Below are 16,252 nucleotides of genomic sequence, written 5' to 3'. Positions count from 1 at the left end.
CAACCAATCTGATATTAACGTAAGAGGTTAAATTTATGAGTGTTTCTCTTTCCAAAGGCGGCAACGTATCCCTGAGTAAAGCTGCGCCGACAATGAAAAATGTTCTGGTTGGGCTGGGTTGGGATGCCCGTTCCACTGACGGCCAGGACTTTGACCTTGATGCCTCAGCGTTTCTGCTGGCAGCGAATGGAAAGGTTCGTGGTGACGCCGATTTTATTTTCTACAACAACCTGAAATCGACCGATGGTTCGGTAACGCACACCGGTGACAACCGTACCGGTGAAGGCGACGGGGATGATGAATCCCTGAAAATCAAACTGGATGCGATCCCGGCTGACGTAGACAAAATCATTTTCGTGGTCACCATCCATGACGCTCAGGCTCGCCGCCAGAGCTTCGGCCAGGTCTCTGGCGCATTTATTCGTCTGGTTAACGATGACAACCAGAGCGAAGTGGCGCGCTACGATCTGACCGAAGATGCCTCTACCGAAACGGCCATGCTGTTCGGTGAGCTCTATCGCAACGCCGGCGAGTGGAAATTCCGCGCGGTTGGTCAGGGTTATGCAGGTGGCCTGGCTTCCGTGTGTGCGCAGTACGGTATCAACGCGTCCTGACGGACAACGTTTTAACTGAGGGCTGCGCTGTCAGCCCTAACATCAACACATAGCAGGAGCTAGAAATGGCAGTTTCTCTCGTAAAAGGCGGTAATGTATCCCTGACCAAAGAAGCACCGACCATGAATATCGCCATGGTTGGCCTTGGCTGGGATGCACGTGTGACTGATGGCCAGGGATTCGACCTGGATGCGTCCGTATTCCTCGTTGGCGACGAAGGCAAAGTGCTGTCCGATGCGCATTTTATTTTCTTCAACAATAAAGTGAGCACCGACGGCGCCGTTGAGCACCAGGGCGACAACCGTACCGGTGAAGGCGACGGTGATGACGAGCAGGTCAAAATCGAGCTGGGCAAAGTCTCTGCTGACGTTAAAAAACTGGTTTTCGCCGTCACCATCTATGACGCTGAAGCCCGTAAGCAGAACTTCGGCATGGTAAGCAACAGCTTTATGCGCGTTTACAACAACGATACCGGCGCTGAAATTGCCCGTTTCGACCTGTCTGAAGACGCCTCTACCGAAACCGCGATGATCTTCGGTGAGCTGTACCGCCACGGTGCAGAGTGGAAATTCAAGGCTGTTGGCCAGGGCTTCGCAGGCGGCCTGTCCGCGCTGGCAGCCCAGCACGGCGTGAACGTTTAATTCGTTAACGTGCGCACAACCCCGGCCAGGTCGCCGGGGTTTTTTTATTAAAGGACTCGGGTGATTCAATAAGGAAAGCGAACATGCAATTGCAACCGGGACAAAACATTCCTCTTACGGCGTCAGCCGTCACGCTGAACCTCAATTATCCGGCCGGACCCGGCTTTCGCGGCGAGCTGGACACCTGCGTGTTCCTGCTCAATGAGCAGGGGAAGGTGAGAGGCGATGCCGACTTTATCTTTTTCAATAACCTCGCGTCGCCAGAAGGGGGCGTTACGCTCTCGCCGGGCGGACAGCAGTCTTCCGTTCATCTCGCGCTGGATCGTATTCCTGCTGCGGTGCAAAAAATTGCCGTTACCCTGGTGATTGACGGGGCTGACACCATCAGCAGCCTGCGCCAGCTGGCGCTGGCCGTGGTGGGCACGGCGGACTTTGTGCTGGAGGTCAATGGCCGCAGTGAAAAAGCGGTCGTGCTGGCCGAAGTCTATCGCCACCAGGGCAACTGGAAAATTCGTGCGCTGGGGCAGGGCTTTAACGGCGGCCTTGAGCCGCTGGCTATCGGCTACGGGGTGGATGTAGCCCCGGCGTCAGAGGCGGCGCCGCCTGCGGCCGTCAGCAGGATCTCGCTGGAGAAAAAGCTGGAGGCCAAAGCGCCCAGGCTGGTCAGCCTGGCGAAAACCGCGACCGTCAGCCTGGCGAAGCACAAGCTCGATACCCTCCAGGCCAGCGTGGCTTTTGTGCTGGATGCCTCCGGCTCCATGACCGCAGAGTTCAAAAAAGGCCACGTACAGTCCGTACTGGATCGGATCGCGGTCCTGGCAACCCAGTTTGACGACGACGGCACCATGGACGTCTGGGGCTTTGCCGAGCGCCATAAGAAATACCGTGACGTGACCCTGGATAATCTGGATGGCTATATTCATGCCATTCGCGGCGAGGGCAAACGCTCCATGTGGGAGATCCTCCCCGGCCTGGGCGGCACCAATAATGAGCCGCCGGTCATGGAGGAGATTGTCGACTATTTCCGCGACAGCAAGCTTCCGGTCTATATCGTCTTTATCACCGACGGCGGGATCAGCAAAACGCGGGCGATCAAAGAGGCGATCCGACGTTCGGCCAACTACCCTATTTTCTGGAAGTTTGTCGGGCTGGGCGGGTCAAACTACGGGATCCTCAAAAATCTCGATGATTTCACCGATCGCCGACTGGATAATACGCACTTTTTTGCCATGGACGACTTCGCCACGGTCAAAGACGACAGGCTATACGATCAGCTGCTTGAGGAGTTCAAAGAGTGGCATGACGAGGCGATCCGCCAGCGTATCCTGTAATGTGAATAACGCGCCTTGCGGCGCGTTTTTTTATCGTATGGAGAGCGGTTCGATACGCGGCGTTTTGCGTCTTGCCCACGCTGGATGGAAATAACGCCAGTGGGCGTCATTGGCGGCGGCAAGCAGTTCATGATCGCCACGGGAATCGCCCCAGGCGCGCAGATGGAACGCCGTCAGCGGGCCATACTCTGCCTCCAGCCGTTCGATTTTCTGAATACAGCGGCAGTTATGCCCGGAAATTCGCCCCGTCAGGATGCCATTTTCAGACTCCAGCTCCGTGCCGATAAGCTTAATGCCCAGTCGCTGAGCAAAGGGCTGCAGAACCATTGCCGGAGAGGCGGAGCAAATGGTCACCGTGGCACCGGAAGCCACTTCCTGAGACACGGAGAGCAATCCCTGCGGCCGCATCAGTTTTCCCCATTTTAGCTGGCAAAACACTTCGGCTTTCTGCCGGATCCAGGCCTCTTCCACCCCGGTCAGAAAGGTGGTGATCAGCACCTCTTTCAGTTCATCCCGGGTTAATTTCCGCCGTAGACACTTTAGCGTCGGCAGCGTCATTCGCAGCAGTTTTCGGGTAAATACCCGGGGTCCAAACGCATAACGCAGAAAGGGAATAAAGCTATCGTGTCGGGTCAACGTGCCGTCAAAATCAAAAACGGAGAGCGTTTCTTTGATTGCCCCTGACGTGGCGAGTGGTTGCATAGCAGGATGTCTCTGATTTAACAGTGAAAAACTGTTGAGTATAAAATTTTCTCAATTGTAGCACAGAATCGACCGGCAGAGCCCGTCCTGCGCCCGGGATAAGGTTCTGGCCCGCCCTTTGCATTGCTTATCCCATGACTGACCGGGAGCCTGCCTATGATCGCTAACTCTGCCACCACCATCCGATTTCTGCTGGCCTCCCGCCAGTGTGAGCTAAACGGCCTGCGTGCCCTGCTGCAAAGCGGGGAGCTGGTCGGCAGTATCAGCCAGCTGGTGCATATGCTCCAGCGCGAGCGCGGGACGTCCAATATGTTCCTCTGTGCCGTCGACGCGCAGTTCAGCGGCGAGCTGGCGCTGCGCGAAGAGGAAGTGGAAAAGGCGCAGGCGCCGCTGATGGCGCAGCTTGCCCGCCTTGAAAGCCAGATAGCCGAACTGCCGCAGGCCAGCCGCCTGTTCAGCCACGCGGCAAGCGTGGTCTATGCTCTCAGCCTGCTGCCCTCTGTGCGTCAGCAGATCCGCCAGCGGGCGCTGCCGTTACCGCAGGCGATGGTCTTTTTTAACGATGCGATCCGCCATCTGATGGCGCTGGTCTTTGAACTCTCCGACACCGCCGCCGAGCCGGGTATTTCCCGACTGCTTATCGCCATGTTCAGCTTTATGCAGGGGAAAGAGTATGCCGGGCAGGAGCGCGCTATCGGCGCGGCGGCCTTTTCCAGCGGGCGTTTTAGCGAGGAGGCGAAACAAAAACTGGGCGATCTGATCGAGCGCCAGGAGCGCTGTTTTGCCACCTTTGCTGATTTTGCCGATGACGCGCATCGCCTGCGCTGGCAGCGGGTTGTCACCCACAGTCAGTTCGAGCGCCTGCGGCGCATCGCCTGTACCGGGCGGGAAGGCGACGGGGCTGACGTGTGCCTGGAGTGGTTTGCCCTCGCCACGCAGCGTATTGATGAGATGAAAACCCTGGAGGATAGCCTGGCGCAGGCGCTGATGACATATTGCCGGGAACGGATCGCCGCCGCCGAGCGGGCCAGCAGCGAGCAGATGGCGGATATCGAAAGCCTGATGTCACTGAGAGAGAGCGATGAGAGCGGCTACTCCGTCTTTATCGATTCTCACGGCTGGCTGGAGAGCGGCGGCGTCCGGCCTCAGCTCGGGCGCTCGCTGCTGTCGCTGGTGCAGCAGCAGTCCCGGCGTCTGCAGGCGCTGGATACGGAGCTGGCGGCGCTGCGGGACACCCTCAACGAGCGTAAACAGATCGAGCGTGCCAAAAGTATGCTGATGCAGCACCGGCGGATAAGCGAAGAGGAGGCCTATAAAACCCTGCGCAAAATGGCGATGAACCAGAACAAAAAGCTGGTGGATATTGCCAGCGCCATGCTGGCCGTGGCCGATGTCTTTCAGGGTACTCCCTAAGGAGTATCTGCACGTCAAGAGTGCGAAACCTGCTCTGCAACAGTGCGCAAAAGGTACTTTCTCGTCGCGAGCAGTCGCGCAAAGCGCGCTGTGACCGGCCTCGCACATTTTGGCACAGCCCTTGCTTTAACCCTTCAGTAACAACATAGCGTAATGCGAAACGGCCAACGGCGGCCGGAACGCGTTAACCGGACAACGGCGTCCATAAGCGTGCAGCTTTGCACGGGCTTATGGGCGCCGTTTTTTTTGCCGCCGCAGCTGCGGGCAGCGTGAGGGTGTCGTGAATGAGTGATAACAACAGCAAGGGGATGACGGTATCCCGCCGCCGCTTTTTACTGGGCAGCGCTGCGCTGGGCAGCAGCCTGCTGCTGCCGGGCATGATAAACCGCGCATGGGCCGCTGGCTCCGATGCGCCGGAGCAGACAACCGTCCGCGTGGGCTTTATTCCGCTTACCGACTGCGCCTCGGTGGTGATGGCGTCGGTCAAAGGCTTCGATAAAAAATATGGCATCACCCTGGTCCCAAGCAAAGAGGCAAACTGGGCGGCGGTACGCGACAAACTGGTCTCCGGCGAGCTGGACGCGTCCCATATTCTCTACGGTCAGCTCTACGGCCTGCAGATGGGGCTGTCCGGGCCGAAAAGCGAGATGGCGGCCCTGATGACCCTGAATCAAAACGGGCAGGGGATTACCCTGGCAAACCAGCTGCATACGGCGGGCGTCAGCGACCTGGCGACGCTGCAAAAGCATATTGCCGCAAGCCCGGCGGGGACTTACACCTTTGCCCAGACCTTCCCGACCGGCACCCACGCCATGTGGCTGAATTACTGGCTGGCGAGCGCGGGCATCCATCCTCTGAATGACATCAGAAGTGTCGTGGTCCCGCCGCCGCAGATGGTGATGAACATGAAGATCGGCAATATGGTGGGCTACTGCGTGGGCGAACCGTGGAACCAGCGCGCCATTAGTGACGGCCTCGGCTTTACCGCCGCTACCAGTCAGGAGATCTGGCCGGATCATCCGGAAAAAGTGCTCGGCACCCGCGCCGACTGGGTGGCAAAAAATCCCAACACGGCCAGGGCCGTCACCGCCGCCGTGCTGGAAGCCTCCCGCTGGATCGACGCTTCCGATGACAACCGTCGCGAAACCGCGAAGGTCATTGCCGGACGTGCATACCTCAATACCAAAGAAGAGACCATCCTCGGGCGCATGCTGGGCCAGTACGAAAACGGGCTCGGTAAAAGCTGGAAGGACGAGCACGCTATGCGCTTCTTCCACGACGGCAGCGTCAACTATCCCTGGCTCTCCGACGGCATGTGGTTCCTGACCCAGCATAAACGCTGGGGGCTGCTGACCGAGGATCCCGACTACCTGGGCATCGCCCGTCAGGTTAACCGTATCGACATCTATAAGCAGGCCGCCGCCGCGGTCGGCAGCGTTCCCTTGCCCGACAGCGAGATGCGCAGCAGCGTCTTAATGGACGGTATCCGCTGGGACGGCAGTAATCCTGCCGCCTACGCCAACGGCTTTAGCGTGAAGAAGTGAGAGGTAGCTTATGAAAAATCAGGCGCAGATTATCCCCATCCCGCTGGAGAGCAGCCCTCAGGCGGTGCAGGAAGCGGAAATTGTTACCCTTCCGGCAAGAAAAGTGACGCGACGTCGTGCCACCTGGGCTCGCCCGCTGGCCCAGCGCGTGGTCCCGGCGCTGCTGGGCCTCGGTCTGCTGCTTTGCCTCTGGCAGGTGGCGGCGCTGAACAGCAGCGACTTCCCCACGCCGTGGCAAACCGCGCTGGCGGCCGTCGATATCTTTGCCGACCCGTTCTATATCGCCGGTCCTAACGATCAGGGCATTGGCTGGAACGTGCTGGCCTCGCTCCAACGTGTGGCGGTGGGCTTTGGCCTGGCGGCGCTGGTGGGCATTCCGGCCGGTTTTCTGATTGGCCGCTTCCAGTTTGTCGCCAGCATGCTTAACCCACTGATCTCCCTGCTGCGTCCGGTCAGCCCGCTGGCCTGGCTGCCTATCGGTCTGCTGCTGTTTCAGCGTGCGGAACCGGCGTCCAGCTGGACCATTTTTATCTGCTCCATCTGGCCGATGATCCTCAATACCGCCGACGGTGTGCGGCAGATCCCGCAGGACTATCTCAACGTGGCGCGGGTACTGCGTCTCTCCGAATTCGCCATTATGCGCAAGATCCTGCTCCCCGCCGCATTGCCGGGCATTCTCACCGGGATGCGCCTCTCTATCGGTATCGCCTGGCTGGTGATTGTGGCGGCCGAGATGCTGACCGGCGGGATCGGGATTGGTTTCTGGATCTGGAACGAGTGGAACAACCTGAATGTGGAAAACATCATTATCGCCATTCTGGTGATCGGGGTTGTCGGCCTGCTGCTTGAGCAGGGACTGATGTGGATTGCCAGCCGTTTTAACTACAGCCGCTAAGGAGGCCGTGATGCGTACCACTCCTATTATTCAGGTCCAGCAGGTCAGCCAGCGTTTTAACACCAGCAGCGGTGAGTTTCTGGCGCTGGATAACGTCAGCTTCGATATCCACAGCGGCGAAACCCTGAGCCTGATTGGCCACTCCGGCTGCGGTAAATCGACCCTGCTTAATCTCATTGCCGGTCTGACGCTGCCGACCAGCGGCGGCCTGCTGTGCAACAACCGCGAAATCGACGGCCCCGGCCCCGAGCGCGGGGTGGTGTTTCAGAACCATTCCCTGCTGCCCTGGCTGACCGCCTACGACAACGTGGCGCTGGCCGTGCGCCAGGTCTTTCGCGGTGAAATGCGCAAAGAAGAGATGCATGAATGGATCATGCACAATCTCGATCTGGTGCATATGGCCCACGCCTGGAACAAGCGCCCGCACGAAATCTCCGGCGGCATGAAGCAGCGCGTAGGCATTGCCCGCGCGCTGGCGATGAAGCCTGCCGTGCTGCTGATGGATGAGCCGTTTGGCGCGCTGGATGCCTTAACCCGCGCCCATTTGCAGGATGCGGTGATGGAGATCCAGCAGCGGCTGCACACCACCATTGTGCTGATCACCCATGACGTCGACGAAGCGGTGCTGCTCTCGGATCGCGTTCTGATGATGACCAACGGTCCGGCGGCCACCATCGGCGAGATCCTCCATGTTGAGCTGGAACGTCCTCGCTCCCGCGTGGCGCTGGCGGACGATGCGCAGTATCAGCGCTATCGCCAGCAGGTGCTGCATTTCCTCTATGAAAAGCAGCCGAAAGCCGCCTGAGATAAGGAACCCGATAATGAAAAAGCCAGTACTGATCGTGGTGGGCCACGGTATGGTCAGCCACTATTTTTTACAGCAGCTTGTCGAGCGCGAGCTGCATCAACAGTATGAAGTCGTGGTCTTTGGCGAAGAGCGTCTGCCCGCCTATGACCGCGTGCACCTCTCGGAATACTTCGGCGGACGCAGCGCGGCGTCCCTGTCGCTGGTCAGCGAGGGCTTCTTTGCCGGGAGCGGTATTACGCTGTGCTGCGGGCGGCAGATTGTTGCTATCGACCGGGAGCGTCGCTGCGTGCGGGACCAGTCCGGCGAAGAGACCGCTTACGACACCCTGGTGCTCGCCACCGGATCTTATGCCTTTGTCCCGCCCATTGAGGGCAATACGCGTCCGGGCTGCCTGGTCTATCGCACCCTCGACGATCTCGATGCTATCGCCGCCCAGGCGAAAAATGCCCGCACCGGCGTGGTGATCGGCGGTGGTCTGCTGGGGCTGGAGGCTGCCAATGCCCTGCGTCAGCTGGGGCTGGAAACCCACGTGGTGGAGTTTGCGCCGCGCCTGATGGCGGTACAGCTGGACGACGGCGGGGCGGCGATGCTACAGCGCAAAATTGCCGCACTGGGCGTGCAGGTCCATACCGGGAAAGCGACTCGGGAGATTGTCGACGGCGAGCAGGCGCTGCATCGCCTTAACTTTGCCGACGGCAGCGCCCTGGAAACGGATCTGGTTCTGTTCTCAGCGGGTATCCGCCCGCGCGACGAGCTGGCGGAGAGCGCTGAGTTGCAGAAAGGGCCGCGCGGCGGCATTGTCATCGACGATCGCTGCTGCACCTCCGATCCGGCCATCTTCGCCATCGGTGAGTGCGCCCTGTGGAACGGGCAAATTTTCGGCCTGGTCGCACCTGGCTACCAGATGGCGCGCAGCGTGGCGGATACTCTTGCCCTGCGCGATACCCCGTTTAGCGGGGCGGATATGAGCACCAAACTCAAGCTGCTGGGTGTGGAAGTGGCCTCGCTGGGAGATGCTCATGGCACCACGGCGGGCAGCCAGAGCTACCAGTGGACCGACGGTCCGAACGACATCTACAAAAAGATTGTGGTATCGGCTGACGGTAAGCGGCTGCTGGGCGCGGTGCTGATCGGCGACAGCGCCGACTACAGTATGCTCCTGCAAATGATGCTCAACGCGATGCCGCTGCCCGCGCAGCCGGAAACCCTGATCCTGCCCGCCCGCAGCGGCGATGCGCCGAAAGGGCTGGGCGTTGCGGCGCTGGCCGCCAGCGCGCAGATTTGCTCCTGCCATAACGTCAGCAAAGGCGATATTGCCGCGGCGGTGGCCGGAGGCTGCACCGAGCTGGGCGCGCTGAAAACCTGCACCAAAGCCGGGGCCGGCTGCGGCGGCTGCGTCCCGCTGCTGAAGCAGGTGATGGAGCATGAGCTGACCCAGCTCGGCGTGGAAGTGAAAAAGGATATTTGCGAGCACTTTGCCTGGTCCCGTCAGGAGCTGTACCACCTGATCCGCCTGCACGATATTCGTACCTTTGAAGCGCTGCTGGCGGGCTTCGGGCGCGGCTGCGGCTGCGAGGTCTGTAAGCCGCTGGTGGGCTCGATGCTGGCCTCCTGCTGGAATGACTATCTGCTTAAACCGCAGCATCTGCCGCTGCAGGACACCAACGACCGTTTCTTTGCCAATATCCAGAAAGACGGCACCTATTCGGTGGTGCCACGTATTCCGGCGGGAGAGATTACGCCGCAGGGGCTGATCGCCATCGGGGAAGTGGCCCAGCGCTACAACCTCTATACCAAAATTACCGGCGGCCAGCGGGTGGATCTTTTTGGTGCACACCTGGAGCAGCTTCCCGCTATCTGGGAAGAGCTGATCGCCGCCGGATTTGAAACCGGCCACGCCTACGGTAAATCCCTGCGCACGGTGAAATCCTGCGTGGGTTCAACCTGGTGCCGCTTCGGGGTGCAGGATTCCACCGGGATGGCCATCGTGCTGGAGAACCGCTACAAGGGGCTGCGTGCGCCGCACAAAATCAAAATGGGGGTCTCGGGCTGTACCCGCGAATGCGCCGAAGCCCAGGGGAAAGATATCGGCGTCATCGCCACCGATAAGGGCTGGAATCTCTACGTCTGCGGCAACGGCGGAATGAAACCGCGCCATGCGGATCTCTTTGCCAGCGATCTCGATGATGCAGGGCTGCTGCGCACCATCGATCGCGTGCTGATGTTCTATATCCGCACCGCCGACCGGCTCCAGCGAACCAGCACCTGGCTGGATAATATGGAGGGCGGCCTCGACTACCTGAAAGAGGTGATCCTCCACGATAGCCTCGATCTTGGCGAGACGCTGGAGCAGGAGATGCAGCAGGTGGTGGAGAGCTACCAGTGCGAATGGAAAACCACCCTCGACCATCCGCAAAACCGGCTGTTGTTCCGGGGCTTTATCAACAGCACCGCGCCCGATGAGGCGGTGGTGATGATCCCCGAGCGCGGGCAGATCCGCCCGGCTCAGGCTGCGGAAAAACCGCCGGTGCCGACGGCCACGCCGGTCCATGACGCCGAGTGGGTTCACGTCGGCGCGCTGGCCGATATCCCGGCCAATGCGGGAATGGCCGCGCGTCTGGGCCAGCAGCAGATTGCCCTGTTTCATCTTCCCGGCGCAGAGCCGCAAATTTTTGCCCTCGAAAACCATGAGCCGGGTAGCGGCGCCAACGTGCTGGCGCGCGGTCTGCTGGGCGACGCAGCCGGTGAACCCATTGTGATCTCGCCGCTCTATAAAAAGCGTTTCCGGCTGTGCGACGGGGTCAGCCCTGACGATGCGGATCTGCGGGTGCGCGTCTGGCCGGTCAGGGTGATGGACGGGCAAATCTGGGTCCACCCTCAGCCCCTCAGCCAGGCTGACTACCCGGCTATGGCGCAGGCGTCATAAGGGGCAAAAATGAGTGTAAAAGCGACCCGGGAGGTAAAGAGCGTCTGCCCGTACTGCGGCGTGGGCTGTGGGCTGCTGATGCAGGTAGCGGATAACCGCATTATTGGCGTGACGGGGGATCCAGGGCACCCCAGCAATGCGGGCCGTCTCTGCACCAAAGGCAAAAGCTGCGCGGAGGCCATTACCGCGCCGGGTCGACTGGAGCAGGCGTATCTGCGCAGCGACCGCCAGCATGAACCGGCCCGCGTGGCGATGGACCATGCCCTGCGTGAAAGCGCCCGTCGCCTGCGGGCGATTATCGATAATCACGGCCCGGATGCGGTAGCGCTGTATGTTTCCGGGCAGATGTCGCTGGAAGCGCAGTACCTGGCGAACAAGCTGACGAAGGGATTTATCGGCACCAACAATATCGAATCCAACTCCCGGCTCTGTATGGCCAGCGCCGCCAGCGGCTATAAGCTGTCGCTGGGATCCGACGGCCCGCCGGGATCCTATGATGACTTCGATCGCGCCGATCTCTTTTTTGTTATCGGGGCCAATATGGCCGACTGCCACCCGATCCTGTTCCTGCGCATGATGGATCGGGTGAAGGCCGGAGCGAAGCTGATTGTGGTCGATCCTCGTCGTACCGCCACGGCGGAGAAAGCGTCTCTGTTCTTACAGATTACGCCCGGGACCGATCTCTCCCTGCTTAACGGCCTGCTGGCGCTGCTGGTGGCAAACGAGCGGATCGACCGGGAATTTATCGACGCCTTTACCGAAGGCTGGCAGACGATGCCGGACTTTTTACAGGACTACACCCCACAGCAGGTGGCGGCGCGTACCGGCCTTGCGGAGGCCGATATTCACCAGGCGGCACAGTGGATAGGCGAGGCAGGGGAGTGGATGAGCTGCTGGACCATGGGGCTGAACCAGAGTACCCACGGGACCTGGAGCACCAACGCCCTCTGCAACCTGCATCTGGCGACCGGGGCGATTTGCCGCCCCGGCAGCGGGCCGTTCTCGCTGACCGGCCAGCCCAATGCGATGGGCGGGCGTGAAATGGGCTATATGGGCGGCGGCCTGCCCGGCCAGCGTTCGGTGCTGGTGGCTCAGGACCGGGCCTTTGTCGAACGGCTCTGGCAGCGACCGGCGGGAACGCTGCGTCATGATATCGGCGACGGTACCGTGGCCCTGTTTGAAGAGATGAGCGCCGGAAAGGTCAAAGCCTGCTGGATTATCTGCACCAATCCGGTGGCGACGGTGCCCAACCGGCAAAAGGTGATTGCGGGCCTGCAGCAGGCCGAGCTGGTGATCGCCCAGGATGCGTTTCTCGACAGCGAAACCAACCGCTATGCCGATATTCTGCTGCCCGGCGCGCTCTGGGCCGAGGCGGAAGGGGTAATGATCAACTCCGAGCGCAATATGACCCTGATGCCGCAGGCCGTTTCGCCGCCGGGCGATGCGATGGCCGACTGGCAAATTATCGCCCGTATTGCCTGCGAGATGGGTTATCAGGAAGGGTTTAGCTACGCCAGCGCTGATGAGGTTTTCGACGAGATCCGCCAGGCGAATAATCCGGCGACCGGGTACGATATTCGTGGCGTCAGCTATACACGTCTGCGGGATGGGCCGATACAGTGGCCCTTTGCGCCGGAGGAGACCCGGACACGCAGCCCGATCCGCTATTTACAGGATGCGGGGCAGATCCGCTTTGCCACCCCGAGCGGCAAGGGGCAGTTTTTTGCCCGTCCGGATCTGGCTCTGGCGGAAATGCCCGATGAGGATTTCCCCTTTGTTCTCAATACCGGCCGCGTACAGCACCAGTGGCATACGCTGACCAAAACCGGCAAGATCCCGATGCTCAATAAGCTGAATCCCGGACCCTTTATTGAGATCCACCCGCAGGATGCGGAGCGGCTGGGGATCAAGGATAAGGACCGCGTTGATATCGTTTCCCGGCGCGGTCGGGCAACGCTCCCCGCAGTGGTGACCGACCGCGTCCGGCCCGGCAACGGCTTTGCGCCCTTTCACTGGAACGATCTGTTTGGCGACGATATCGCCATTAACGTCGTGACCAGCGATGCGGTTGACCCCATCTCCCTCCAGCCGGAGCTAAAACACGCCGCCGTGGCGCTGGAACGCAGCGCACTACAGCCGGAAATACGCTGGGCCGGGGAACCGCCTGCTGTTCTGTCCGAGCCTGACGCCACGTCGGTACTGGTGCTCTGGGCCTCGACAACCGGCACCGCCGAAACCTTCGCCGATGCCTGCGTTCGACGGCTGCAGCAGGTGGAACTGACGGCCACGCCACGCTGTATGGACAGCGTCGGCGTGGCGGAGATTGCTGCCGCATCGCGGGTGTTGCTGATTGCCAGCACCTTCGGTGACGGCGATCCCCCCGATAACGGCGCGGCGCTGTGGGCCGCACTGGCCGATCAAGGCGCACCGTCACTGGCGGAAACCGCTTTTTCGGTACTGGCCTTTGGCGATACCCGTTACGAGCGATTTTGTGGCTTTGGCCGTCGGCTGGATAGCCGACTGGCTGAACTGGGCGCACAGCGCCTGACTGCACGGGTTGACTGCGACGCTGACGGCAGCGGGGCGGCGCAGCGCTGGCTGGATGCGCTCTTGCCGCAGCTGACCGGCCAGGCGGTTGAGGCCGCACCCGTGACAAACGACGTTGTTGCGGGCTACAGCCGCCACGCGCCCTTGATGGTTCCTCTGGTCGGCAACCGGCGGCTGAATGCGCCCGAATCGGAGAGGGAGATCCGCCAGTTCACCTTCGATCTGCGCGATAGCGGCCTGCGTTATCAGGCCGGAGATGCCCTGGGCGTCTGGCCGCTTAACTGCCCCGAGCGCGTGGCGGAGTTTATTGAAGCCCTCGGCCTGTCGCCGCAGACGAGCGTGACGGTGGGGGAGCATGGCGAGATGGCGCTGCGCGAGGCGCTACTCCGCCACTACGATATCAGCCGTATTACCCCGGATATGCTGGCGTTTGTCCAGGCGTGGGCGAAGAGTGAAACCTTAGATGTGCTGCTCTCCAGCGGCCACGAGGCGGAGCTCAAACAGTGGCTGTGGGGACGGCAGATTATCGATCTGCTGCGAATGTTCCCGGTCCGGGTCGATATCAGCGAATGGCTGGCGGTTCTGCGGCCCTTACAGCCGCGTCTCTATTCCATCTCCTCCGGCCCGACGGCCAGCCCGGAGCAGGTGGCGTTAACGGTTTCCACCGTGCGCTACGGCGACAACAAAGAGAAGGGCGGGGTCTGTTCCACCTGGCTGGCGGACAGGGCGGAATCGGCGGAGATTTTTATCCAGTCGTCGGCGCATTTCCACCTGCCGACGGATCCGCAGACGCCGATCATTATGGTCGGGGCCGGAACGGGGATCGCGCCCTTTCACGGCTTTTTACAGGAGCGCGAGGCGACCGCCGCGCCGGGCCGCAGCTGGCTGTTCTTTGGCGAGCAGTACAGCGCGACGGACTTTTACTACCGCGACGCGCTGGAGGAATGGCTAAAGAACGGTGTCCTGACACGTCTGGATACCGCTTTTTCCCGCGACGGGACGGAGAAAATCTATGTCCAGCAGCGGATGCTGGAGCAGGGCGCGGAGCTGTGGCGCTGGCTGCGCGACGGGGCCTTTTTCTATATCTGCGGTGATGCGAGCCGGATGGCAAAAGATGTGGATCTCGCCCTGAAGCAGGTGGTGCAAACCCACGGTAATATGCGTGCTGATGAGGCCAGCCGCTGGGTGGAGGCGATGGCGAAAGAGAAACGCTATCGGCGCGATGTTTATTAAAACCGAATGACAAGGATGTCTGATTATTGCTACGTTGTTGAGATGCAAAAACAGTATTCAGCTTTGTTCCCGATTATTCGCATTATTCACACCGCGCAAATGATGGTGGGATAGCGTTTATCCTTTTTCCCGCCAGCAAGGCGGGAGCCTGCTGGCATTAACCGTGAGGTAATAACAGCATGCAATCCCTTCCCGTTAGTCACGCCACGCTCCATCTTCTGTGCGGCAAAATCGCATCGGGTAAATCCACGCTTGCCGCAACGCTCGCGCAAACGTCCGGCACCGTGGTGCTTAGCGAAGACAAATGGCTGGCGGCGCTGTTTAAAGAGTCGATGCACAGCGTAGAGGACTATGTTCACTACGCGGCAAAGTTAAGAAGCGCCATCCAGCCCCATACGGTTTCCCTGCTGCGCGCGGGCGTTAACGTGGTGCTGGATTTTCCGGCCAATACGCCCGCCAGCAGGCAGTGGATGATGTCTGTCATCAATGAATCGGGCGCACAGCATCGGCTGCATTATCTTGAGGTCAGCGACGAGGTCTGCAAGGCGCGACTGCACCAGCGCAATGCGCAGGGAGAGCATGACTTTGCCGCCACGGAAGCCCAGTTTGATTTTATTACCCGCTACTTTGTGGCACCCGCAGAGGAAGAGGGGTTTACCCTTCTGCGCTACTGAGAGAGCGCAGAAGGGCGCTGCTGTTAAAAGTCTTCCAGCAGCTTTAACTGATTGAAAGTTAAAGGTCGATAGAAGATATACCCCTGAATCGCAATCTCGTTGTAGCGTTTAAGCTGCGCGAGATCGGCCTGCTTTTCGACGCCCTCGCAGACAATATTGACCCCAAGCGGGAGCAGCGTTGTCATCAGCGACTGCAGGCGGCTCCAGCGGTCTGCGTCGCTGCCGATATTGGCGATCATGCTGCGATCGATTTTGATGGTATCGAAGCGGAACGCATCGAGGCTGTCGCGGGATAAGTTTCCGGCACCAAAATCATCCAGCGAGACGGTAAAGCCGCAGGATTTTGCGTACTCTAAAACCGGGCGCGCGGCGACAAGCTGCGGGTGGGTCACTCTTTCGCTGATTTCGATATCAATACGTCGGGTGGCGATGCCCTGTTCCGCGCATTTGTGATGGAGCTTTTTTATATAATCGAGATCGTTTAGCAGCACAGGTGAGAGGTTAAAGGAGAAGTTTAGCTGCGCTTTCTTTTTTAACAGCTGACAAATGTAGTCAAATATAAAGTCGGTCACTTCATGGATCGCACCGCTGGCTTCGGCAACCTTAATCGCCTCCAGAGTGGAGAGCTGTAACCCGTCTTCATTATAAAATCTGGCCAGGGCCTCATAGCGGAAGATGGTGTTTCTGGAAAGATGGATGATAGGTTGAAACTCTGCTGTTAACCGTCGCTTCTCCCCCAAAATAGTTAATTCTTTAGCGATCATTATTTTTCTATTTATCCCTTGATGGTAAAAAGGAACTTTTCAGCTGTGGTCAGGATGTCTTGCGCGCATCTGTTTTGACAATCTTACACACTTCGTCGGAAAATCTGAAAATTGTTTTAAATGATCGATGACGATATCTTTGATAGTTAAAAGCTATTGT

The 16,252-nt window shown here is 59.7% G+C and carries 12 protein-coding genes; 10 read left to right on the top strand and 2 right to left on the bottom strand.

Annotated features, from left to right (window positions below):
• Positions 1-35: 35 nt before the first annotated feature.
• The 3 genes from terD (at position 36) to EDF81_RS12315 (ending at position 2,586) form a co-directional block, all read left to right on the top strand.
• Positions 36-614, top strand: a complete 579-nt coding sequence (terD, locus tag EDF81_RS12325; protein WP_123348414.1) for a tellurium resistance membrane protein TerD — start codon at positions 36-38, stop codon at positions 612-614.
• 65 nt (positions 615-679) lie between these two features.
• Positions 680-1,255, top strand: a complete 576-nt coding sequence (locus tag EDF81_RS12320; RefSeq protein WP_123348413.1) for a TerD family protein — start codon at positions 680-682, stop codon at positions 1,253-1,255.
• A gap of 83 nt (positions 1,256-1,338) precedes the next feature.
• Positions 1,339-2,586, top strand: coding sequence for a VWA domain-containing protein (locus tag EDF81_RS12315; RefSeq protein ID WP_123348412.1), 1,248 nt, complete (start codon positions 1,339-1,341; stop codon positions 2,584-2,586).
• A gap of 30 nt (positions 2,587-2,616) precedes the next feature.
• Here EDF81_RS12315 and EDF81_RS12310 read toward each other — a convergent pair whose 3' ends face one another.
• Complete coding sequence (locus EDF81_RS12310; protein WP_123348411.1) at positions 2,617-3,288, bottom strand: HAD family hydrolase; 672 nt, start codon at positions 3,286-3,288, stop codon at positions 2,617-2,619.
• A 156-nt stretch (positions 3,289-3,444) separates the two neighbouring features.
• On the opposite strand from EDF81_RS12310, the gene EDF81_RS12305 reads away from it, so the two are divergent.
• The 7 genes from EDF81_RS12305 to EDF81_RS12275 all read left to right on the top strand — a co-directional run bounded on the left by EDF81_RS12305 (position 3,445) and on the right by EDF81_RS12275 (position 15,328).
• Positions 3,445-4,701: a nitrate regulatory protein gene (locus tag EDF81_RS12305; RefSeq protein ID WP_123348410.1), complete on the top strand. Its 1,257-nt coding sequence runs from the start codon at positions 3,445-3,447 to the stop codon at positions 4,699-4,701.
• A gap of 284 nt (positions 4,702-4,985) precedes the next feature.
• Entirely contained in the window at positions 4,986-6,245 is a 1,260-nt protein-coding gene (locus tag EDF81_RS12300; protein WP_123348409.1) for a CmpA/NrtA family ABC transporter substrate-binding protein, read from the top strand.
• A gap of 10 nt (positions 6,246-6,255) precedes the next feature.
• A complete protein-coding gene (gene ntrB / locus EDF81_RS12295; RefSeq protein WP_123348408.1) occupies positions 6,256-7,140 on the top strand; it encodes a nitrate ABC transporter permease in 885 nt (294 codons plus the stop codon).
• Between the two features lie 10 nt (positions 7,141-7,150).
• Positions 7,151-7,945, top strand: coding sequence for an ABC transporter ATP-binding protein (locus EDF81_RS12290; protein ID WP_123348407.1), 795 nt, complete (start codon positions 7,151-7,153; stop codon positions 7,943-7,945).
• 16 nt (positions 7,946-7,961) lie between these two features.
• Positions 7,962-10,874, top strand: a complete 2,913-nt coding sequence (gene nirB, locus EDF81_RS12285; RefSeq protein ID WP_123348406.1) for a nitrite reductase large subunit NirB — start codon at positions 7,962-7,964, stop codon at positions 10,872-10,874.
• Positions 10,875-10,883: 9 nt separating this feature from the next.
• Positions 10,884-14,654, top strand: coding sequence for a bifunctional nitrate reductase/sulfite reductase flavoprotein subunit alpha (locus EDF81_RS12280; protein WP_123348405.1), 3,771 nt, complete (start codon positions 10,884-10,886; stop codon positions 14,652-14,654).
• A 179-nt stretch (positions 14,655-14,833) separates the two neighbouring features.
• Positions 14,834-15,328, top strand: coding sequence for an ATP-binding protein (locus EDF81_RS12275; protein WP_123348404.1), 495 nt, complete (start codon positions 14,834-14,836; stop codon positions 15,326-15,328).
• A gap of 23 nt (positions 15,329-15,351) precedes the next feature.
• Here EDF81_RS12275 and EDF81_RS12270 read toward each other — a convergent pair whose 3' ends face one another.
• Entirely contained in the window at positions 15,352-16,092 is a 741-nt protein-coding gene (locus tag EDF81_RS12270) for an EAL domain-containing protein (RefSeq protein WP_123348403.1), read from the bottom strand.
• Positions 16,093-16,252: the final 160 nt, after the last annotated feature.

It is taken from the genome of Enterobacter sp. BIGb0383 (genome assembly GCF_003751845.1).
Taxonomy (GTDB): domain Bacteria; phylum Pseudomonadota; class Gammaproteobacteria; order Enterobacterales; family Enterobacteriaceae; genus BIGb0383.
The sequence above is the reverse complement of the archived record's forward strand: the minus strand, read 5'-3'. Positions and strand labels throughout refer to the sequence as shown.